This is a genomic window from Faecalispora anaeroviscerum (genome assembly GCF_947568225.1).
GTDB classification, from domain to species: domain Bacteria; phylum Bacillota; class Clostridia; order Oscillospirales; family Acutalibacteraceae; genus Faecalispora; species Faecalispora anaeroviscerum.
Genome location: NZ_CANOOQ010000001.1, coordinates 2,202,801 through 2,224,848, shown reverse-complemented (window position 1 = coordinate 2,224,848; position 22,048 = coordinate 2,202,801). Strand labels below are relative to the sequence as shown.

19 protein-coding genes are annotated in these 22,048 nt (G+C 54.2%); 6 read left to right on the top strand and 13 right to left on the bottom strand.

The genetic code is table 11. The annotated features are described in order from the left end of the window. Nucleotides 1–602: 602 nt before the first annotated feature. From QOS46_RS10990 to QOS46_RS10975, 4 genes are read right to left on the bottom strand one after another with little or no spacing between them, the layout of a single operon-like run. Complete coding sequence (locus QOS46_RS10990; RefSeq protein WP_283609698.1) at nucleotides 603–2,075, bottom strand: DUF4340 domain-containing protein; 1,473 nt, start codon at nucleotides 2,073–2,075, stop codon at nucleotides 603–605. Nucleotides 2,076–2,078: 3 nt separating this feature from the next. After that, nucleotides 2,079–3,821 carry a GldG family protein gene (locus QOS46_RS10985; protein WP_283609695.1) on the bottom strand — a complete coding sequence of 581 codons (1,743 nt, stop codon included), beginning with the start codon at nucleotides 3,819–3,821 and terminating at the stop codon, nucleotides 2,079–2,081. Between the two features lie 16 nt (nucleotides 3,822–3,837). After that, entirely contained in the window at nucleotides 3,838–4,542 is a 705-nt protein-coding gene (locus QOS46_RS10980) for an ABC transporter permease (RefSeq protein WP_283609694.1), read from the bottom strand. Beyond that, a complete protein-coding gene (locus QOS46_RS10975; protein WP_283609692.1) occupies nucleotides 4,539–5,504 on the bottom strand; it encodes an ABC transporter ATP-binding protein in 966 nt (321 codons plus the stop codon). The genes QOS46_RS10980 and QOS46_RS10975 overlap by 4 nt, the downstream gene beginning before the upstream one ends. Nucleotides 5,505–5,854: 350 nt before the next feature. Between QOS46_RS10975 and QOS46_RS10970 the strand changes: the two genes are divergently transcribed. The 5 genes from QOS46_RS10970 to nrdG all read left to right on the top strand — a co-directional run bounded on the left by QOS46_RS10970 (nucleotide 5,855) and on the right by nrdG (nucleotide 11,228). After that, nucleotides 5,855–7,129, top strand: a complete 1,275-nt coding sequence (locus tag QOS46_RS10970; RefSeq protein WP_283609691.1) for a DUF1015 domain-containing protein — start codon at nucleotides 5,855–5,857, stop codon at nucleotides 7,127–7,129. A 211-nt stretch (nucleotides 7,130–7,340) separates the two neighbouring features. Then, complete coding sequence (locus tag QOS46_RS10965; protein ID WP_283609689.1) at nucleotides 7,341–7,733, top strand: winged helix-turn-helix transcriptional regulator; 393 nt, start codon at nucleotides 7,341–7,343, stop codon at nucleotides 7,731–7,733. Further along, on the top strand, nucleotides 7,726–8,223 hold the full coding sequence (locus QOS46_RS10960) for a GNAT family N-acetyltransferase (RefSeq protein ID WP_283609688.1): 498 nt from the start codon (nucleotides 7,726–7,728) through the stop codon (nucleotides 8,221–8,223). Before QOS46_RS10965 ends, QOS46_RS10960 begins: the two co-directional genes overlap by 8 nt. A 64-nt stretch (nucleotides 8,224–8,287) precedes the next feature. Further along, nucleotides 8,288–10,675 (top strand): anaerobic ribonucleoside triphosphate reductase, encoded by a 2,388-nt coding sequence (locus QOS46_RS10955; protein WP_283609686.1) that lies wholly within the window; start codon nucleotides 8,288–8,290, stop codon nucleotides 10,673–10,675. A gap of 67 nt (nucleotides 10,676–10,742) precedes the next feature. After that, a complete protein-coding gene (nrdG, locus tag QOS46_RS10950) occupies nucleotides 10,743–11,228 on the top strand; it encodes an anaerobic ribonucleoside-triphosphate reductase activating protein (RefSeq protein ID WP_283609684.1) in 486 nt (161 codons plus the stop codon). Between the two features lie 158 nt (nucleotides 11,229–11,386). Here nrdG and QOS46_RS10945 read toward each other — a convergent pair whose 3' ends face one another. Together QOS46_RS10945 and QOS46_RS10940 are read right to left on the bottom strand one after the other, a co-directional pair. Continuing rightward, nucleotides 11,387–11,647: a hypothetical protein gene (locus QOS46_RS10945; RefSeq protein WP_283609682.1), complete on the bottom strand. Its 261-nt coding sequence runs from the start codon at nucleotides 11,645–11,647 to the stop codon at nucleotides 11,387–11,389. Nucleotides 11,648–12,514: 867 nt separating this feature from the next. Then, nucleotides 12,515–12,691, bottom strand: a complete 177-nt coding sequence (locus QOS46_RS10940; protein ID WP_283609680.1) for a hypothetical protein — start codon at nucleotides 12,689–12,691, stop codon at nucleotides 12,515–12,517. 113 nt (nucleotides 12,692–12,804) lie between these two features. On the opposite strand from QOS46_RS10940, the gene QOS46_RS10935 reads away from it, so the two are divergent. After that, nucleotides 12,805–12,963, top strand: a complete 159-nt coding sequence (locus QOS46_RS10935) for an Arc family DNA-binding protein (RefSeq protein ID WP_283609679.1) — start codon at nucleotides 12,805–12,807, stop codon at nucleotides 12,961–12,963. Between the two features lie 100 nt (nucleotides 12,964–13,063). Here the strand turns inward: QOS46_RS10935 and QOS46_RS10930 are convergent, their stop codons facing one another. The 7 genes from QOS46_RS10930 to QOS46_RS10900 form a co-directional block, all read right to left on the bottom strand. Next, on the bottom strand, nucleotides 13,064–14,350 hold the full coding sequence (locus tag QOS46_RS10930; RefSeq protein WP_283609678.1) for an anti-sigma-I factor RsgI family protein: 1,287 nt from the start codon (nucleotides 14,348–14,350) through the stop codon (nucleotides 13,064–13,066). Next, nucleotides 14,347–14,916, bottom strand: coding sequence for an RNA polymerase sigma factor (locus QOS46_RS10925; RefSeq protein ID WP_283609677.1), 570 nt, complete (start codon nucleotides 14,914–14,916; stop codon nucleotides 14,347–14,349). Before QOS46_RS10925 ends, QOS46_RS10930 begins: the two co-directional genes overlap by 4 nt. Nucleotides 14,917–15,166: 250 nt before the next feature. After that, a complete protein-coding gene (gene aspS / locus QOS46_RS10920) occupies nucleotides 15,167–16,963 on the bottom strand; it encodes an aspartate--tRNA ligase (protein ID WP_283609676.1) in 1,797 nt (598 codons plus the stop codon). 169 nt (nucleotides 16,964–17,132) lie between these two features. After that, the gene (hisS, locus tag QOS46_RS10915; protein ID WP_283609674.1) at nucleotides 17,133–18,431 is read right to left on the bottom strand and encodes a histidine--tRNA ligase; all 1,299 of its coding nucleotides are present in this window, start codon (nucleotides 18,429–18,431) and stop codon (nucleotides 17,133–17,135) included. Nucleotides 18,432–18,540: 109 nt separating this feature from the next. Then, nucleotides 18,541–18,945: a methylglyoxal synthase gene (mgsA, locus tag QOS46_RS10910; RefSeq protein ID WP_020074554.1), complete on the bottom strand. Its 405-nt coding sequence runs from the start codon at nucleotides 18,943–18,945 to the stop codon at nucleotides 18,541–18,543. Between the two features lie 51 nt (nucleotides 18,946–18,996). Next, nucleotides 18,997–19,740 (bottom strand): nucleotide-binding protein, encoded by a 744-nt coding sequence (locus tag QOS46_RS10905; RefSeq protein WP_283609671.1) that lies wholly within the window; start codon nucleotides 19,738–19,740, stop codon nucleotides 18,997–18,999. A 138-nt stretch (nucleotides 19,741–19,878) separates the two neighbouring features. Then, the gene (locus QOS46_RS10900; protein WP_283609669.1) at nucleotides 19,879–22,038 is read right to left on the bottom strand and encodes a peptidoglycan D,D-transpeptidase FtsI family protein; all 2,160 of its coding nucleotides are present in this window, start codon (nucleotides 22,036–22,038) and stop codon (nucleotides 19,879–19,881) included. Nucleotides 22,039–22,048 lie beyond the last annotated feature (10 nt).

Here is a 22,048-nt window from a genome sequence, read left to right as displayed (position 1 = left end):
CTCGTGAATTCTGCTGGCGCAGAGCCTTGCCCCTCATGCCGGGGCAGGCACTTACTTTCGTGAAAGGACGAAAGTAAGCAAAGGCCTTCCAAGGGGAGAGTTTCGATTCTCTCCCCTTGGATCCCCTCTCAACGACCAAAGGCTCTGCCTTTGGAAACCGGGAGGAGCTCCCGCTCTGGGTCTGTTTCACGCACAGGCACTGCCTGCGCGTGAAGCAAATGCGTAAGGGGAACTTGTAATGCCCGCAAAGGGATTGACAAGCATTTCTGCGAGCCAACGAGAGCGCTTTGAAAATGCCCGCCGACAGACGGAACAGCAAGACTTATTTCCAGAAGAAGCTCGGAGAGTGAGCATTTTCAATAAAGCGCCTTCACGAGGGCTTTCGTTTACGCAATAAGGGATTGTTCCCCAAAACGGATTCCAAAGGCGGAGCCTTGGCGAATCTTTGCTTCCTTTCTTTTCGCAAGAAAGGAAGTGCCCGCCCCGGCATGAGGGGCAAGCCTGCGCCAGCAGAATTCCCAGAGAAGTCCTCAAAAAAAGAACCCCCATATGGAGGTTCTTTTTTTGATCTATCGCTATCAATGGAAGAGAAAAAACTGGAGTTACAGTCCTGCCTGTACCGCGCCGTTTTCGGCGACGGTGGCAGTGTCTGCAATCAGGCCGGTGATGTTTGTCGCGGTCACAAGCCCTTGGGGTACGTTATCTACCACCGCCAGGTAGCGCCGGTCACTGACGGGATAATACTGCACCGTAATCGGTTTTTTGGCAGAATCGTAAAAGCGGAAGCGCACCGTGTAGGCGGATTGGCTTCTCATCGCGGTGGCCACGCCGTCAGAATCCGCGTTGGCCTCTTCCAACAGCTGCACGGCTACCACATTCTGGTAATATTTTTGAAAGTTCGGCTCATACGCAACCGCCTTGCCGTTACAGGTGACCGTGTAATCATACACCTCGCTGTCTGTGGTAGATTTTGAAGTGTTCTTGGTGCGGGTCTTTTCAAAGGTGTACGTCTTGCTGTTCGCCGTCACATCCAGCCCGCTCACGTCGACAATATTCGGAATCTGAACGAATTTGCTGCGCAGGCTGAACAGCGTGGCTGTGGACCAGACGGAGGCGGTGTCTTCCTTAATGCCGAAGATGGCGTCGATATGATCGGCCATAATATACCGTGTGCCATTCTCCGTGCTGCCGGCCAGGAGAGTGTGCGATTCCTTATTCGCTGTAAAGGACAGCGTCATGGAGGGGGTATCCAGCCCATACTGCTTTTTCTGTTCCGCGGTGGGGTGAATTGCCGTCACTTCGTCCGCCGTTACGGTCGAGATGGCCGTGGCCAGCGCGGAATACTGGGTGTCGTCTACCGAGAGGGTCTGTTTCCCGTCCGAAACGGTGACCGAGCTGTTTTTGTTCGTGATGCTCAGCTGCTCGCCCAAATGGGTGCTGCTCAGCGAAATAGAGTCAATGGCGGGTGTTTCCTGCCCGCTGCTGGCATTTGTGAGGGAATACAGCCCTTTCTGTACAAAATCCTTGGTGCCGTTAAACATGCCTTCATCAACGGAGACCACATACACGTTGTCGGAGTCCTTGCCGGCCATGTAGTAGCCGTCGGAGCCGGCCGCCTGGTTGCCCAGCAGGTAATCGAAGTTCGTGCCGTCTTTAAAGTTCACCTGAATCTCGGCCGTAGGCTTATCCAGACCGTAGTCCGTGAGGCTGCTCACACTGCCTACATTCTTAGACGCAACCAGACTGAAGCCGTCCTTTACCACGTTTTCTGCGGCGGTTTCATACAGGGGAAGACCTTCCAGGCCCTGCACGGTATAGGTGGTTTGGGAGGAGGTGCCGGAAGCGGCGCTTTCCGTTGTCGTTTTGGGTTCGATCACAAAGCCGCCTTTTTTGTTTTTTACCTGCATGGACTTCACGTCCTCAATTTGCTTGGAGAGCAGGCTGATCGCGGTGTCATCTGCCGCTGAAGAAGCCGTTTCCGGCTCCTTTTCCGTCAGCTTCAGGGTGGCGAAGGCGCCGCCGAGCACGACAAGTACTGCTGCCGCCGCCAGTAAATTTCTGGTAGTGTGTTTCATAGATTACAGGTGCCTCCTCTTCAGGAAAACGACGAAGCCCGCCGCCAGAACGCAGAGGGGGATCAGAATGGTAAACACGCCGAAGCCGAGAATCACACTCGCGGACTGCGAGAGATTAATATCCACCTGATTCGTCTGCACCGGGGTGACGAGAATGCCAGTGTTGGAATCGGTTTCTCCCGTGGCGTAGCGGATCAGGTCGGTCACATATTTGCCGTTACCATAGGCCGAGGCGTTGATCACGCCATCAGCAAACATGGGAGAGCTGCCCGCAACGATCACGTTTTGCTTGTAGATCGTGCCGTCCAGCGACAGGTTTTTCTGCGCCAGAGCTACTGTGGTGTAAGCTTGCTGCTTTGCGTTTTTCACGGTATCCTGGGTCGAGCTGGAATCCACCAGATAGGTTGTGTCATACGACTGCGCCAGCGAATGGGTGGTAACGCCGTCGCGCGAGGTAAACAGCAAATTCACCGGGCTGGCCTGGGGCATTACAACGTTGTCGTACTGGGTGGATTCGGAATTCAGGGTGACAGTGGAATCCACATTCGTTTGTGTCAGAATGAACGAAGCGTCTGATTCAGCAATATGGCTCTGATCGCGCTCCACGACCATCGAACGTGGAACCTCGATGCCCCATTCCTTGAGGAAGGCCGAAAGGTTCGGCAAGGCCTCTTGGCTGGGGTAGAAGGTAATCAGCAGGGAACGGTCTGCGGTGAGCTTGTTGTTCTCAAGGAACGTATCCAGCTTTTTCAGCTCCTGCGGTGTGTAGTCGGTCGCCGGCGACGCCAGCATTACCATCTGAGCGTTTGCGGGGATCGCGTCGGTCAGAATATTAAAGCTTACGGTTTCAAAGCTGGCGTTTTTCAGCACGCCCTGCAAGGCGGTGGAGTCATAGATCTCCTCGTGGCCCGTCGCAAAGGCGATCACCGGGAGCTTTTCGCTGTTCACCTGGCTGATTGCCGAGGCCAGCGCGGTGCCAACCATAGAATAAGAGGTGGCGGAGCCGGTGGTGTAGTCGGTCTGCTGACTGAACAGATCGGTAATTTGCAGTACGCGGTGGCGTTTTTCGGTGCTGACGACGACACAGCCGGCGGTCAGGTTCGATTCGCCAAGCTCTGAGGCATACGTCGGGTTTTTATCCAGGTCAACGTATTTGACCGTAATGTTGGAGTTGCGCTCCTTAATCTTATCAGACAAAATGGCGACCTGGCTGTACTCAAAGCCATAGCCCGAATATAAAACGTTGTCGCGCACATCGGCCTCCGACCCCAGAATCGTAATGGTTGTGGGCAGCTTGACTGCGTCTACCACCTTGATCGAGTCTTCCGTGAGCGAGTTGGTTTTTTGCGCGGAAAGATCGAGGTTGATGGAGGGGAACCGGGTACTCAGCATGGATACGATCACGTTGAGCAGGATGATCACCGCGAGGAATACAGCGGTGAATACAGTGGAGATGCCGCGGCGGCGCATTTTTTGTGAGGAAAGCACCTTGCCAAAGGTGTTTTGTTTGTTTTTTTTCTGTTTCGCCTCTTCTGGGAGGAGTTCTTCCAGCTCTGCTTCGTCCTCGCCGATTTCTCCGGCGGCGGTTGCTTCTTCCGTACTCTCCTCTTCGGCTGTTGCCTGCGCGGTTTGCTCCGGCTCCGTTTCGGCCTGCGGTACGGTACTCTGCATTTCCTCTGCGGGAGTCCGGTCCTTGTGCTCTATGGTTTCCTCCGCGTCCTGCGGAGTCTTTTTCTCTTCACTCATTCCGATCAGCCTCCCTTCAGTTCCAGCGGCGGCTTTCCAGACGCCGCGCGGTGAAGAACAAAAATACCGCAGCAACGCTCAGGAAAAACACAATACTGGACACATTGAACACCCCCGTGGTAAAGGGGGTGTATCTGCTGTTAAACGAAATCCAGCCAATCAGCTTGGCCACTACCGCGTTCGAAACCGAACTGGAGAGCTGGTCGACGATCAGCAGGAACATCGACGCGGCAAAGGTGCCGATCGCGGAGATGATCTGGCTTTGGGTCAGGCTCGAGATAAACACGCCGATCGAAATCATGGCGGCGCCGTACAGCAGCGCGCCAAACACGGTGCCAAGTACCGTTACCCAGTTGAGTGACGACACAAACGAAATCACAAGAGCAGGCAGCAGGCTGCCCAGCAGCGCGATGCCGAACACGCTCAGGCACGCCAGAAATTTGCCCATGACGATGCCTGTCACACCTACCGGGGCGGTGAGCAGCGCCTGGTCGGTCTTGTTGCGGCGGTCTTCACTCATGGAGCGCATCGTCAGAATCGGGACGATCATCATACACCAGATGAACATGGTGCCGTAAACGCTGGTAATGTAAGAGGTGGAGCGGGAATTCATCACCATCGCGTAGTAAAACCCAAACAGCGCGAGAAGCACCGCCACACACACATAGCCGATGGGAGACGAAAAATACGATTTTAGCTCCCGCTTGAAGATAGCTCTCATGCGATTTCCCCCTCCTTTTGTTCGGATTGTTCGTGGCCGTCCGTCAGGCGCAGGAAAACTTCCTCAAGCGTGAGGTCGTTTGTGCGCAGGGAAAGAATCGGCCAGCCCTTGCGGGAGGCCAGCGCAAACAGATCGCGGCGCAGGTCGGCCCCGGGCTCGCCCTCTACGGTAAATTCAAACACGCCCGGCTCCTTTTCGCCCAGCGGCTGTACCTCTTTTATCTTGTGCAGGGTTTTCAGGCCCTGCACAAGCTCATTTTCGCGGCCCTCCAAGCGTACCAGCAGCTTGTGGTTGCCGGTCATCTGGTGCGAAAGCGTGTCGGGCGAGCCGTCCGCTACAATGCGGCCTTGGTTGATGACCAGAATGCGCTCACATACGGCCTGCACCTCAGACAGAATATGCGAGCTCAAAATGACGGTGTGGCTGTCGCCCAGCTTCTTGATCAGGTTGCGAATCTCGATGATCTGCTTGGGGTCGAGCCCGACGGTGGGTTCGTCCAGAATCAGCACGGGCGGGTTGCCCAGCAGCGCCTGCGCGATGCCGACCCTTTGGCGGTAGCCCTTTGAAAGATTGCCGATCAGCCGGGGGTACACATCATCAATCTTCACCAGCGCGCAGATTTCTTTAATGTGCTTTTCGCGGGGCAGCGAAACCTTTTTCAGCTCGTACATAAAATTCAGATATTCCTTAACGGTCATATCCAGATACAGCGGGGGCAGCTCCGGCAGATACCCGATTTTTTTCTTTACCTCGTTCGGGTAATCGAGAATATTCTGCCCGTCGACGGTCACCTCGCCGCCGCTGGCGGAAAGGTAGCCGGTAATAATGTTCATGGTGGTGGATTTTCCGGCGCCATTTGGCCCCAAAAAGCCCAGAATCGTGCCTTCCTCCACGGTAAAGCTGACGTGATTCAGTACCGTTTTGGAGCCATACCGCTTTGTGAGGTCTTTTACCTCTATCATAACAAACGTCCCTCCTTCAGACCGTACTGAAAAACAGAACAGCACCCGGCGGCCCTGTTTTTTCAGAAAAGTCATTAAACCTATCATAACAATGCAGCCCCCTTAAAATGTAAACAAAGTTTTAAGAATTTACTGCTTTCCCATGAAAATGAAAATTCGTCGCGATTCTTCGTTTTTTTCGATTCGCTTGACGAAGTTTCGCAAAAGCCCTACAATAAAATAATATACGTGAAAACCTGTTGACCGTTTTCCTTACCGGCCAAGGGGGAAGAGCGCAAAAACGCTTATTTCACCCTTTTGAAAGCAGGATTGCGATCTTTTCTATTAAAATGAAATCAGGAGTGGTATCTGTGGCAGAAATCAAAGCATTCCGCGCGCTGCGCTTTTGCACCGAACAGGCCGGCAGCATCTCTGAGCTGACCTGCCCGCCCTATGACATTATCAGCGAGGAGGAGCGACTCGCCTTTCTCCAGAAAAACCCGCACAACATCATCCGTTTGGAGCTGCCCCGCGGCGAGGAGCCCTATGCCAAAGCGGGTGAAACGCTTTCCCAGTGGCTCTCTGAGGGTGTTTTGCGCCGCGATACCGACCCCGGCCTGTATCTTTACGAGGAAGAGTTTGAGGCTTACGGGGAGCTTCACCGCCTGAAGGGCTTGATCTCTCTGGTGCGACTGGAAGAATTTTCTGCCGGTGTGGTTTTGCCGCACGAGGAAACCCTCAGCAAGGCCAAGGCCGACCGCTTTGAGCTGATGAAGGCAACCAACTGCAATTTCAGCCAGATCTATTGCCTGTACATGGATGAGCAGCATCAGACGCTCGCGCGCATCGACGCCCTGTCGAAGGACACGCCCCGCTATGAATTCAGCGACGGCACCGTTACCCACCGCCTGTGGCTCGTGAATGATCCCGTCGTGAACCGCGCGATCTGTGAAGATTTTGCAGACCGCAAGCTGTATATTGCCGACGGCCACCACCGCTATGAAACCGCGCTCAATTACCGGAACGCCTGCCGAGAGGCCGGCGCCGCGAACCCCGCACAGGATTACGTAATGATGATGCTGGTTGACATGCAGCACCCGGGGCTGGTAGTATTCCCCACGCACCGGCTGATCCGCGGACTTGCGGACTTTGATTCCGCCGCGCTGCTCGAGCGCTGCCGCGACCGGTTCAACGTGCAGGCCATGGAGAGCAAAGAGGAGATTGAAGCCGTTCTTTCGGAGCAGTATGCAGAGGGTAAAAAGGCGTTTGCCTTTTACGACGGCGGAGAGGGCTGGCATCTTCTGGTGCTGCGCGATCTTTCCGTGATGGCACAGCTGCTGCCTGATAAGAGCGCCGCTTCGCAGGGGCTGGATGTCACCGTTCTGCACAGCCTGATTTTGGAGCGCATGCTCGGTATTGATAAAGAGAACATGGCGCAACAGACAAACCTGACCTATAACCGCTCGCTGCCGGAGGCGCTGGCCTCGGTGCAGTCGGGGGAAGCTCAGTGCGCCTTCCTGTTGAACCCCACCCGCGTGGAAGAGATTCGCGATGTTGCCGCTGCCGGGGAGAAAATGCCGCAGAAATCCACGTATTTTTACCCAAAGCTGATCACTGGCTTGGTGATGAACCAGCTTGAAAACTGATTTTAACAAGCACCTGATGACGGGAGCTGCGAATCTGTTTTCGCGGCTCCCGTTTTGCGTGGCCGGGCGGCATCGGGTCTGGGTCGGCGGCCGAATCGGCGCATGTATGTTTCCCCTTTCCGGCCCTCAAACAGACGTACATTTTTCTTGAACTCGCCTGCCATCTGTGCTACACTCGATAATGATGAGAGGGGCTAAGGAGGGAACTCGCGTGAAAAAGGAAAAAGAAAAAAAGAAGAAGCGTGCCCGTGCGGCGGAGGAGCCGGAGCTGCCCGATTTGCCCCAGACGCCGGAGTCCGGCGGCACGAAGGATTCCCTTTCTCTGCTTCACCAGAAGCTGGGTGGAAAATGGAAGCCCCGCATTCTATGGGTGCTGCGGGGCGGCGAGAGCCTGCGCTACCGCGAGATCAAGGCCGGGATCGCCGGGATTACGGACATGATGCTCAGCCAAAGCCTGCGCGAGCTCAGCGCGGACGGCCTCGTGGAGCGCCGCCAGTTTCAGGAGATTCCGCCGCGGGTGGAATACCAAATCACCCCGGCCGGCGCAGGCGCGCTGCCGGGGCTGGAGCTATTGGCCAAATGGATGACAAATAACTTTGAGTAAGGAGAATATGATGCACAGCTATTGGTTTCTGATGGAGCAAGGGCTGGACAAGCTGGAGGACGCCAAGGCGATCCGCCACACCGTTTTTGTGGAGGAACAGGGCTTTCAGGACGAGTTTGACGAAATAGACCCCATTGCGCATCACCTTGTGGTATACAGCGAAAATACCCCAGTCGCAACGGGACGCGTGTTCCTCGGCACCAAGGGAGAGTATATCATTGGCCGCATTGCGGTGATCCGCCCTTACCGCGGCGAGGGCTTTGGCCGTATTGTAATGGAAAATCTGGAGAATCAGGCCCGTGTGCTTGGGGCTCAGTCGGTTACCCTTGCGGCACAGACGCAGGCTCGCGGCTTCTATGAATCGCTGGGCTATGAGGTAGACGGCGAGGTCTTCCTGGAGGAGCACTGCCCCCATATCTCAATGAAAAAGTCTTTGCTTTCCACAGAATCTGGTATAGATTCCCTTGACAACACACATCATACGGTGTAGAATTGAGCTTAAAGCTCTATATATAGCGATTTGTGAAAAATCGAAAGATGAGAGGGAACGAAAAATGGCTGTGTCGAAAAAATCAAAAAAAGAGATTGATCCCGGAACTTTTTCTTCCATTATCAAACGCAACGGAGTGACCGCGCCGTTTGACGCGGAGAAAGTCCGTAACGCGATCTTTAAAGCAAATATTCAAATTGCCGATGAAAGAATCAGCGACGATGCGCTGAGCCGCCTGACGTATTCTGTGATTTCTTCCATGCCCGCCGGAGAAATCCCCACGGTGGAGCAGGTTCAGGATAAGGTGGAAGAAAAACTGATCGCCGCGGGCTATGCGAAAACGGCGAAGGCCTACATCTTGTACCGCGCGGAGCATACGAAAATCCGTGAGATGGATCAGAACCTGATGAAGATTTATGAGGATCTGACCTTTAAACCGTCCGCAGAAGCGGATCTGAAGCGTGAGAACGCGAATATTGACGCCGATACCGCGATGGGCACGATGCTGAAGTATGGCTCTGAGGGCGCGAAGTGTTTTTACAATACATACGTATTGCCCCCTGATATTGCAGAGGCGCACCGCAGCGGTGACATCCATATTCATGATATGGATTTTTACGCGCTGACGGAAACCTGCTGCCAGATTGATTTGATCAAGCTGTTCCACGACGGCTTTTCTACCGGCCATGGCTTTCTGCGTGAACCGAACGACATCCGCAGCTATGCGGCACTGGCGTGCATCGCGATTCAGGCCAATCAGAATGAAATGCACGGCGGCCAGAGTGTGCCGAACTTTGATTACGCGATGGCTCAGGGCGTTGCCAAAACGTTCCGTAAGGCGTATTTTCGCGCGCTGATTCAGTATCTGCACATTAAAGAGGAGCTTTCTCTTGAGGATGCCGCTTTGCTGGTGGATGAAATCAAGCATTCTATTACGGAGCCGGTCACGCTTGGCAATATGGACCATTACCGTGAGGTCATCAGCAACTGGCTGCCGGAGCATCAGAGAAGCCATATGTTCCAGGAAATCAGCTGGGTATCTGCGGCAGAGGCGCACGACTATGCCCGTGAAACGGCAACGCGCGAAACAAACGAAGCTACCTATCAGGCCATGGAAGCGCTGATTCACAACCTCAACACCATGAATTCCCGTGCGGGCGCGCAGGTGCCGTTCTCTTCCATCAACTACGGAACCGATACCTCCCCCGAGGGCCGTATGGTGATGCGCAATATGTTGATGGCAACCGACCGCGGTCTTGGCGAGGGCGAAACCGCCATCTTCCCCATTCAGATTTTTAAGGTGAAAGAGGGCGTCAACTACAACGAGGGCGACCCCAATTATGATCTGTTCCAGCTGTCCTGCCGTGTTTCGGCTAAGCGGCTGTTCCCGAACTTTAGCTTTATCGACGCACCGTACAATCTGCAGTACTATAAGCCCGGCCATCCCGAAACCGAGATCGCCTACATGGGCTGCCGTACCCGCGTGATCAGCAACGTGCATGATCCGGAGCGCCAGGTGGTAAACGGACGCGGAAACCTGAGCTTCACCTCGATTAACCTGCCCCGCCTCGGGATTTTGGCGGAAGGCAGCCTCGATCAATTCTATGAGTTGCTCGACGACCGCATCGATCTGGTCATGCGCCAGCTGCTGCATCGCTTTAAAATTCAGTGCGGCAAAAAGGTGTATAACTATCCTTTCCTGATGGGCCAGGGTGTCTGGATGGATTCTGATCAGCTCGACGTTACCGACAGCATTGCCGAAGTATTAAAGCACGGCACTCTTTCCGTCGGCTTTATCGGTCTGGCAGAAACGCTCGTAGCGCTGATTGGCAAGCACCACGGCGAAAGCGAAGAGGCCCAGAAGCTGGGTCTTGAAATTATTGGCCATATGCGCAAGCGCATGGACGATGAATGTGAACGCACCGGTTTGAACTGGAGCCTGCTGGCTACCCCGGCGGAGGGGCTTTCCGGCCGCTTTGTCAAGATCGACCAGAAGCGCTTCGGTAAGCTGCCCGGCATCACCGACCGCGCTTATTATACGAACAGCTTCCACGTGCCAGTGTACTACCCGATCTCGGCCTATAAGAAGATTCAGGTGGAGGCCCCCTATCACGCGCTGACAAACGCGGGGCATATCAGTTATGTGGAGATGGACGGAGATACCTGCAAGAATCTGGAGGCCTTCGAGTCCGTGATCCGTTGCATGAAGGATGCGGGCATCGGCTACGGCTCGGTCAACCATCCGGTAGACCGAGACCCTGTGTGCGGCTTTAACGGCATTATCGACAACGAGTGCCCGAAATGCCACCGTCATGAGGAGGAAGGCGTTCGGTTTGAGCGCATCCGCCGTATTACCGGATACCTGGTAGGCACCACAGATCGCTGGAATAACGCCAAGCGTGCGGAAGAGCGCGACCGCGTCAAGCACAGCTGCGGTTGTACCGGCAAATAATCTTGCGTGATAGTTCTCCGCCTTCGGCGGGAGAACTATGCTTATCATGAAAAAAGGAGCAATGAGGATGCTGATGCTGTCTGGCATTGAACCGGAGTCGATTGTGGATGGAGCGGGCATTCGCTACGTGATTTTTGTGCAGGGCTGTCCCCACCATTGCCCCGGCTGTCATAATCCGCAGACCCACCCGTTTTCGGGCGGCGCACCGGCAGATATTCCGGCGATTCTGGCCGAGCTGAAGGAAAACCCGCTGTTAAAAGGCGTTACCTTCAGCGGAGGCGAACCGTTCTGCCAGGCCGCCGAATTAGCGGAGCTGGCAAAGCAGATCCGCAGGGAGCTTCCCCGGCTGGATATTACCGTGTACAGTGGCTACACTTTAGAGCAATTGCAGCAGATGCAGGATTCTGGGGTGCAGGAGCTGCTGAGCCAGGCCGACTGGCTCATTGACGGCCAGTTCCTGATCGAACAGCGCGATCTGACGCTGCGCTTTCGCGGCAGCAGCAACCAGCGCATTATCGATCTGCGCGGGCAGGAGCCCCAAATAGTTGAATAAAACAAAGCGAGAGCTGTAAAGCCCTCTATATAACGCAAAAAAGGCGTCCTGATCAGGCTTTCAAAGCCATTTCAGGGCGCGCTTTATATTTAATGATAACATTAAAATGTCGACGTTTATAAGGAACTGCCGTAAATATGTTGCAACGGCTTCACATATCATTTTACTTTTTTATTAAAAAGAGGGATTACCTGAATGCTTGCATCATCGGCCCAATCAAGGAGTTGATTGACAGCTACGCGAGTGACTTTTGCGTCCTCTTTCAGAATTTCAACATCTTCCTGCAGCTTATTCAACCTGCTATCCATAGAATCCAGTCTGCCGTCCATAGAATCCAGCCTGCCGTCCATAGAATCCAGTCTATTATGTATTGGCGTTAACAATTCCGCGATTGCTTGCAGATCGTCTTTATCTAACACTTCAACACCCCCTCTACGCAGTAGTATATCATGTGAGCGTACCAGTTTCAAGGCGCTTTTTCTTGACGGCCATTTTTAGAACAAGAAGGTTTTCAACAAATTGTTAACTAGAAGTTGAAAACACATTCGATTCAACGATGGGTTATGGATGATCTTTCCACAGAGGGGCTCTTTTTATTACGCTTCCCGCGCTGAAATTTTGCTGGCGCAGGCTTGCCCCTCGGGCTCGGGCGAGCATACCCTATTCTCGAAAGAGAATCTGTGTTTTTCCCGCGGGGATTTCCCATGGAAATTCTGCTGGCGCAGAGCCATGCCCCTCATGCCGGGGCGGGCACTTCCTTTCGTGAAAGGACGAAAGGAAGCAAAGGCCTTCCAAGGGGAGAGTTTCGATTCTCTCCCCTTGGATCCCCTCTCAACGACCAAAGGCTCTGCCTTTGGAAACCGGGAGGAGCTCCCGCTCTGGAGGGAATTTTCCGCACAGGAACAAGCCTGTGCGCGCAGCTTGTGCGTAAGAAAGCTTAGATGCCCGCAAAAACAAAAAAGAACCGCTCTGCTCACAGAAAGCAGTTTCTGTAAGCCAATGAGAGCGCTTTGAAAATGCCCGCCGACAGACGGAACAGCAAGACTTATATTCAGATGAAGCTCGGAGAGTGGGCATTTTCAATGGAGCGCCTTCCCGGTGGCTGGAGGCAGCACTCGCCGAATCCGTTTCCCAAAACGGATTCCAAAGGCGGAGCCTTGGCGAATCTTTGCTTCCTTTCTTTTCGCAAGAAAGGAAGTGCCCGCCCCGGCATGAGGGGCAAGCCTGCGCCAGCAGAATTTCCACGGGAATCCCCGCAGAAAAAAATTTGTTTCCTCACAAACGATCTATCTTTCCAGTTTATCCTCTTCTTCTTTCTCCACAGAAAAGGGAACCATTGTAAGATTTGCTTCACAAGAAGAGAGATAACACTCTTCACACTCTAGCTGTGCCTGAATCAGTGTACATACGGCCTGTTCCGAGGCGCGCGCCATTTTCAAATATAACTCTTTGTAGTCCGGCATCTAAAACGACCTCCAATAAATACATTTTAAACATGTTTTATATCTATATGTCGTATTATAGCATAAAAAAGCCATAAAATAAACATACTATATATTTATTTTGAGGTGAAATTATGGCTATAAAAAGTCTTTCTATTCGGATTGATGAAGAACTGCTAAACAAACTGCACGTTGTGGCAGATTATGAGGGGCGTTCCGCGAACAGCCAGATTCTAATTCTAATTCGAGACTGCGTGGAGCAATATGAAAAGCAGCATGGTAAAATCGAATAAAAAAAGCCCCGCCCTTTTAAAAGGGCGGGGCTTTTTTTCGCTGTACCGGAATCTTAAGCCTATATCCCGGGAGGAAGCTATTTGCGAAGAGGCTCCCGATTTAATCAGAGGAACCGGTTTTCTGAGAGGAATCACCGGACGCGGAAGAAGAATGGCTGGAAGACGCTTTTTCGGAAGAGCTCGGGGCGCTGTGTTCCACTGCGGACGAAGAAGAGCTGCTGCCCGAAGAAGTAGCTTGCGAACTTTCGCTGCTGGAGCTCTTGCTGGAAGAACTCTGGCTGCTGCTTTCTACGGCAGAAGAAACTTCGTCGAATGGATAAGACGGCACGCCGTCGGGATCTTCCATGTCGTCAATATCCGGCGGATCGTAAATCGGATCGTCGCTGGATACGGAGCTCTCTCCCTCTTCGCCGGAGGTTGCGCCGTTTTCGGAAGAAGCATGCGACTGCGGCTTCGAAGACGAAGAATTTTTGGAGGTCGTTCCCGACCCAAAGGGTTCTTCTGTCTGTGAACCGCCCGTATTGCCTTCCGGAGTGGAGCTCTCCTGGCCGGAGGAAGAGGGATCTTTGCCAGGCTGGCCGGAAGAAGCGGAAGAACCGCCTTCCTCGCCTACCACCAGTCCGCTGACTTCAAGCTGTTTGCTTTCCATCAGCGCATTCAGATCTTTCAGCGACATTTTACAAAGAGCCGCCGCGTCAAGAGAAGAATCCTGTTCCGTCAGCTTGCGGACCAGGTCCGCTTTACCGAGAGAAACGCTGTTTTGGCTGGCGAATTTTTGAAGATCGTCCGATAAAGTATCCGTTTGGCGCAGCACCGTAGCGCTGGCATTATTCTCTTTCAGGACGTTTTCAATACCGTCCGCCATTTTTTCCTGCAGCTGTGTTGGGTTTTGCCCATTCCGGCTTGCTACGGAGATTAGGATCGCATTGTCTGTACTGTTCTTTGTCAGGTAGCCTTTTTCCAGCAGCTGATTCACGATTGTGCCGGTGGCCTCCTGCAGATCCTTATCCCGCAGATTCATATTCTTCAAAATTGCGGCCGCGTCATCATTGGATGCCTTTGACTGGATGACCCGGTCATTCTGATCAATAGTTAGCTCTATGCTGGGATTCACGTCAATACTGACGATGGAATTCACCTTCGGCTGTGCCAGGTAAAAGACGCTCAAAAACACAAGACACACGGCTGCCATGACGCATGCAATCTGAAATTGGGGCCTTTTTCTCGGCACAGTCGTTTGGTTGATTCCGCAAAGGGCTTCCTCTGCCGCCGAAGACGGCAAAGAGATTTCTTCTACCGAGTAGCCCGGCAGAAGAGTAGGCAATAAGTCCGGGGTGGATTGCAGAACAGCGAATTTGAGCGATTGCTTCAGCTCAGATCGGTTCATTGAACTGCCCCCTCTCGGACGGATTTCTGGAGCTTGCGCATCGCACGGTGATAGGAAGATAAGACCGTGCCAAGCGGTGTTTCCGTCAGGGATGCAATCTCAACGAATTTCATCCCGGCGGCCACGTGCAGCAGCACAATTTTGCGTTCCCGTTCCTCCAAAATGGTCAGAGCGCTTTTTAAAACGATGTTGTCGATCGCCTGCGAAATATTATCTTCGCCGGAGGCATCCTCATGATCATCGAAATTTTCGGCTCCCTGTTTATTGGCGCGGCGCAGCTCCTGATAGGCAAGGTTTTTGGCAATGGTAAAGATCCACGCCATCGGCTTGCCCTGAGGGATATAAGTACCCACGGACTGACGGATGCTAAGATAAGTATCCTGCATCAGATCCTCAGCGGTTGCGGGGTTTTTGACCAGTGAGAGCAGCAATGCATAAACCGCGTGCTGCGTACTCAGATAAAGCTGAGCGAAGGCCTGATCCTCCCCCGCGGCAACCTGCCGCATGAGTTGGTCTGTGGGGGCTTGATATGATTGATGGTTCCCGTTTCCGTTTCCAGTCACCATATAGAAACTCCCTCTGTTAGAATAATGAAATTCCGTGCCGTTTTATTGCACAGTTCAAGAAAAAAAAGGAAAAAATTTTGGTTTCAGTAAAAAAACGCCGCTCTGGTACAGAACGGCGTTGAAAAAGGTTTCTTTGCCGGCTGATGAAAAAGTGGGCTTCGACTCTGGGTGCCGTTTGGGATTCACTGGGTGAACTGCAACCAGAAGACCCCATTCGTACAACCCGGCGTAAAACCGCGGGGCACAAAAATTAGGTGTTTTTTTCCGCCTGCGGAACAATCGAAAGGCCAAGCTCCACCAGCTGCTTGGGGTCTACCACGTCCGGCGCGTTGCTCATCAGCTCACTGGAATTTGCAACCTTCGGGAACGCGATCACGTCGCGGATGCTGTCGCAGCCAAGCATCAGCATCACAAGACGGTCAAGCCCGAATGCCATGCCGCCGTGGGGCGGGGCACCGTAACGGAACGCGTCGATTAAGAAGCCGAAGCGCTGCTGAGCCTCCTCGGGCGTAAAGCCCAGTGCTTGGAACATTTGGCGCTGTACCTCGGGGGTGTTGATGCGGATGGAACCGCCGCCGACTTCATTTCCGTTAAGAACCATGTCGTATGCCTTGGCACACACGCTGCCGGGGTCGGAAACGAGCTTGTCAAGGTCTTCCTCACGCGGTGCGGTGAAGGGATGGTGCATCGCCACATAGCGGTTCTCTTCCTCATCGTACTCAAACAGCGGGAAGTCAGTGACCCATAGCAGGCACGGCTTGGAGTCGTCGATGAGGCCAAAGCGCTTTGCCAGCTCGCAGCGCAGCGCCCCCAAAGATGCGAATACCACGCTGTTTTTGGGGCTGGCCACGAGCAAAAGAACGTCGCCGGTTTCGGCGCCGAGCGCGGTTCTAACCGCAGCGGCCTCCTGCTCCGACAAGAATTTTTCATAGCTGGAGCTTTCGCCGTTCGAGGTCAGGCGCGTCCACGCCAGACCCTGTGCGCCGTAGGCCTTGAGGGTTTCGGTGAGCTTATCAATCTCCTTGCGGCTCAACTCGTCGGCCTTACCCTTCAGGTTAATGCCGCGCACCGATCCGCCAGCCGACAAAGCACCGGCGAACACGCGGAATTCGGTGTCTTTGAGCGCATCGCTCAGGTTTACAAGCTCCAGACCGAAGCGAAGGTCTGGCTTATCGGAGCCGAAGCGATCCATCGCCTCGTGCCACGTCATGCGGCGGAACGGGGTGGGGATGTCGATATTCTGCAAACGCTTGTACACGTCGCGGATAAAGCCCTCCCCGATTGTCATCACGTCATCCGGCTCAATAAAGGACATTTCAAGGTCGATCTGGGTGAATTCCGGCTGACGATCTGCGCGCAGATCCTCATCGCGGAAGCAGCGTGCCACCTGCATGTACCGGTCAAAGCCCGAGAGCATCAAAAGCTGCTTATACTGCTGGGGCGACTGCGGCAGCGCAAAGAAATTCCCCGGGAATACGCGGGAGGGCACCAGATAATCGCGTGCGCCTTCGGGAGTGGATTTGATGAGAATCGGAGTTTCAATCTCAAGAAAGCCGTTGTCATCAAAGTAATCGCGGGCAATTTTTACAATCTTGTGGCGCTGAATGATCTTGTCCTGCATGTCAGGGCGGCGAAGATCCAGGTAGCGGTATTTCAGCCGCAGTTCTTCTTTAACGTTGGAATGCTCCACAATTTCGAAGGGCGGGGTTTCAGCCTTTGCGAGAATCCGCAGCTCCTGAACCTCAATTTCCACATCGCCGGTGGGAAGTTCGGCATTTTTGGCGGAACGCTCGCGAACCAGGCCGCGAACTGCCAGTACATATTCCGCGCGAACGCCGGCGGCCTTTTCAAAAATCTGCCGGTCGGTCGTATCGCCAAAGGCCAGCTGCAAAAGCCCGGTGCGGTCGCGCAGATCCACAAAGATCAGCTGACCCAGATCGCGCTGCCGCTGCACCCAGCCGCATACTACTACCTCTGTTCCGACCTGTTCCTGCCGCAAGCTGCCGCAGTAATGGGTTCTCTTCAACCCGCTCATAAATTCTGCCATGGTATCGTTCCTCTATCCTCAGGCTGTGCCTGCCAATTTCTTGTATAAAATATGCCGTTCAAGCGGCTAATTCTTCCTTTCTTTCCCCGCTGAGGGCGGGAAAAGAAAGGAAGGGCTTCCATGCTTTGGGAATAACTACCTTTTATTATAGTAAAAAAGAGCGACTCCGTCAAATAGAGGAGTCCGCGCCGACCGCCGTGGTGGCCGCCAGGAACTCCGACGCAAAGGTTTCCTCGTTCAGAGAAATTTCGGTCAGCTCGCCTGTTTTCATGTTCTTCAGCTTGCCGCGTCCGCTCTGCAGCTCATCGTCGCCCAGCACCAGCGTGTAGGCCGCGCCGATTTTGTCGGCGTATTTCATCTGTGCCTTCAAGCTGCGCGCGCAGGAATCGAACTGCGCAAACACAGAGCATTCACGCATGCGGCGGGTAAGGCCGAACGCACTTTTCTGCGCGGCCTCGCCAAGGGCGGCGATAAACAGCTCGCACTGAGACTGCACGGGCAGCTCGATGCCCTGCGCCTGCAGAATCATCATCACGCGCTCCAGGCCGATTGCATAGCCAAGCGCGGGCAGGGGCTTGCCGCCCATTTCGGCCACCAGGCCGTCGTAGCGCCCGCCGCCGCAGAAGGTGCTCTGCGAGCCGAGGTCATTCGACACAAATTCAAATACCGTGCGGGTGTAGTAATCCAGTCCGCGCACGATGGTGGGGTTTACTTCGTATTTTACGCCGGCGTCATCCAGGTAGCCCTTCACGCCGTCAAAATGCTCGCGGCAGTCGTCGCACAGGTAATCGAGCATAATGGGTGCGCCCTTTGCCACCTCCGCGCAGGGCGGGTTTTTACAGTCCAAAATGCGCATGGGGTTGCGGTCCAGGCGGTCCTTGCAGGTATCGCACAGCTCGTCGATGGACGCCGTGAAATAGTCCCTCAGCGCCTTGTGGTATTTGGCGCGGCATTCGGGGCAGCCGATGGAGTTGATCTCGATGGTGTAGCCGCGCAGTCCGAGGCGGTCGAAGATCGACTTGCCGAGCAGAATGGTTTCCGCGTCGGCAATGGGGTCGGCGGAGCCGAAGGCCTCCACGCCGAATTGGTGGAACTCGCGCAGACGGCCTGCCTGCGGTTTCTCATAACGATAGCACGAGGTAAAATAAAAGAGTTTTACCGGCAGGCCGTCGTTGTAAAGTGCATGCTCAAGCAGTGCGCGTACCGCGCCCGCGGTGCCTTCAGGACGCAGAGTAATGGAGCGCCCGCCTTTATCGTTAAATGTGTACATCTCTTTTTGAACCACATCGGTGGTTTCGCCTACCGAGCGCTGAAACAGCTCCGTATGCTCAAAAACAGGGGTGCGGATTTCGCCATAGCCATACAGCGACGCCTCTTCGCGCATCACCTGCTCTACCACCTGCCAGCGCGCAGTCTGTTCGGGCAGAAGATCCTGTGTGCCTTTGGGTCCCTGAACCAATAATGCCATAAAAAACACTCCTTATTTTCTGTTCCCGCCTTAGGCGGGCGAGTTAAAACAAAACCCCCCGCTCCGCTGAGAGCGAGGGATACTACCTGAATAGAGATAAACCCCAAGATCAGTACTTCGGATTTAGGATGTTGCGCCAGTCGAGGTCACCACGCTCCAGACCGTGGATAAGAACCTCTGCGGTGGCAATGTTGGTGGCTACGGGGATATTGTGCATGTCGCACAAGCTTAGCAGATTCATATCGTTCGGTTCATGTGGCTTCGGATTCAGGGGATCACGGAAAAACAGAAGAAGATCTACTTCATTATACGAAATCCGTGCCGCGATCTGCTGGTCGCCGCCCTGCGCTCCGCTTAAAAAGCGCTGAATACTCAGCCCCGTGGCCTCCGATACCAGCTTACCTGTGGTGCCTGTCGCGCACAGACTGTGTCGGCTCAGTACCCCGCAGTAAGCGATGCAGAACTGAACCATCAGTTCCTTTTTGGCGTCGTGGGCAATCAATGCAATATTCAATGCTTAATCCTCCTTCGTCTGAATTTAATTAGAATCATTGCTGCGATGAATTTACAGCTTTTCCAGCCTGGCCAAGGGAACCGATTCCCCTTCCAACCGGGCTGCCAGGCGGTGAAAGGCCTGCATTGCTGAAAAATAGGGTGAAACTGGTTTGCCGCCGGTAAACGCGGCGGCGGTTTCCGGGTCTTCCGGAACAATGCCGATCAGCCGGATTCCCGCTGAGTCAATTACGTTGTCCAGATCGTGGAACAAGCCGGATTTTACAAAGTTTTTGTAATGAAACCGATTTAGAACCAGCCTCTGGGACGAAATGCCTGCCTGTGTAAGCAGCAGCCGCACCTTGTCGCTGCCGCGCAGGCAGAGCGGGTCGGGTGTCGCCACCACAAGGGATCTCTGCGCCGCGGCTGCGGCCGATTCAAATCCTGCGCCCAGCCCGGCGGGGCAGTCAATCAGAACATGATCGTAGTACCGTGCAAGAATCGGTACCAGCTGCCGCATCAAATGGGGCGGAACAATGCTTTCCTCCCGGTACGGTGCAGGCATCAGGTACAGCCCCGGCACACCGCATTCGTAAATGGCCCGAATCGGCTCGCAGGAGCCGGAAACCACGTCGGAAACATCGAACATCACCTGATCATCCAGAGCGAGCATGCGGTCCAGACTGCGCAGCCCGGCATCACCGTCGATCAGCAGAACCCGGCGCCGCCGCTCAGCTAGAGCTCGTCCCAAACCGGCACAGACGGTGGATTTTCCAACGCCGCCCTTGCCGGACGTGATTACAGTTACCGCTCCCATAAGTCACTTCCTCGCTTACAATACTAACACAATTGTGAATCTCCGTCAAAGATTTTTTTCAAATTTTGAAGGACAATGGTAACAATTCATAAATTACTCAAAAAAATAGAACACAGCGTCAGGGGTGGGGCAAATCGGTCAGCCTGCGGCGCGCTCAGACGACGCATTTGACGAGACTCCCGAAGTAGTTCCAGACGTAGTGCCGGAGGACGTGGTCGTATCCTTTTTTGCGGGGAACACCAGATTCCCGGAAGCATCCACGGTTTTACCGAAGAAATACGCATCGAAAAGATCGCGCGCGACTGCAGTGGAGTATTTGCTGTATGCGCCGTATTCCAGCACGACCGCCACGGCAATTTCGGGATTGTCGTACGGGGCAAAGCCCACGAACACCACATTGTCAGAATGGGGCGGCACCTGTGCGGTACCGGTTTTAGCAGCCACGGCGATGCCGTAATTCGCGAACGAGGAGGCGGTTCCTCCGGCGCTGGTGACGGCTCGCATGCCCTTTTTCACGGTTTCAAGATTTTCCTTAGAAACACCTACGTTGTCGACCACCGTGGGGGAATTCGGGTCGTTCTGCATAATAACCTTGTCACGGTTGTAGTCGGTGATTTTGCTGATGAGGTGTGTTTTCAGGCGAGTGCCGTCGTTGACGAGCGTTGCGACATAGGTAGCCAGCTGCAAAGGAGTAAAGGAGTTGTCAGCCTGACCAATCGCGGCCTGCACCACATCGCCGCCGTTCCATACACCCCCGGCCGCAACGCGCACCTGCGGGCTGGAGAGAACGCCCGCGCCCTCGTTGATCTCAATGCCGGTCTTCTGCCCGAGGCCAAAGCGCTTGGCGTACAGATCGAGCGTGTCGATGCCGAGGCGACGCCCGGTATCGTAGAAGAAAATGTTGCAGGATTTCTGCAGTGCGGTAATCACGTTAATGGTGCCGTGGTAGCCCATGCACGTTGGCTGGTAGTCGTCCCAGAAGGTATACACGCGGTGGCAGGTCACGGTAGAGGAGGCGGTGATGACTCCCTCCTGCAGAGCCGCCGAAGCAACCACCGGTTTAAACGACGAGCCGGGCATGAACGAGCCGACCAGCGCACGGTCATACATCGGCTTTGTCTTATCTTGAAACAAGCCAGATACATAGGAAGGATTGCTGTTGTACTGGTTCATATCGTAGTTGGGGAACGTTGCCGCTGCCAGCACGGAGTTATCTTTGATGTTCAGCACCACAGCGCCGCCCGCAGTACAGTCCGCCCCGCCCTTGCTGCCGCCGTTCTTCCCCTCGGTCTGTGCATTTTTTACATTGTTTGCAAGGGAAACCTGCGCTACCTTTTGAAGGTTCTTGTCAATGGTAAGGTAAATCGAATCGCCCGCAACCGGTGCCTGCGTCACCGCGCTGGAGGCCACGGCCCCGGTGCGCGTGGTTTCAATCACCTTCAGGCCGTTTGTACCTCGAAGGTATTTTTCAAAATAAGACTCCACGCCGCTTTTGCCGATGGAATCATTATAAGCATAGCCGCCCAGATTATCCAGGCTGTACGTATTTCCCTGTTTCTTTTCTTCGGCGTATTCCTCCTGCGAAATGGAACCCAGCGTGCCCAGAACGTGCGGAGCAACCGTGCCGTCGGGGTAATCGCGCACGGTGGTTACCTCAACCATGGCGCCGGGCAGGTTCTGCGAGTTTTCGCTGATGATGCCGACGGTATCGCTTGAAACGCCCGTAGCGAAGGTGTACGGAGTGGAAACGGAGAAGCCCGAACTGTCCATATTATAGCGCACCGAGAGAATGGCGCGCGTTTGGTTTGGGGAGTAGCCGTCGCATTCGTAGTCCTTTTTCATCTGGAGGACGCACTGCTCGGCGGTGGCGTAGGTGTTCAGGCGTAAATGCTTGATGAGAGCCGATACGTCGGAGTCTCGACCCGAAATAAACTCATACGCTCCAGCGGCCGTTACCTGAATCGGCAGCTCGTCCACCCAGGTTTCCCCACGCTTTTCGAGCAGGGAAACAAGCTGAAGAATCGTTTTGTTCTGCGTGGCCTTTGTCATGGAGGACTTATCGAACACAATCGCGTACACGGTTTTGTTCACCGCGAGCGCGTTGCCCTTGCGGTCCAGAATTTCGCCGCGGGCAGCTGTCATTTTGACCGACGAGGTGTTGGTGCGGGTAGAAACATTCAGCCAGTAGGCGCCGTTAATGATCTGCCAGTTGATCAGGCGCAGGCCGTACACGGCGAATGCCGCCGTGATGACCACAATACAGAAAACATAACGGGACAAGCCCTTGAAGCGATTCATGGAAAACCTC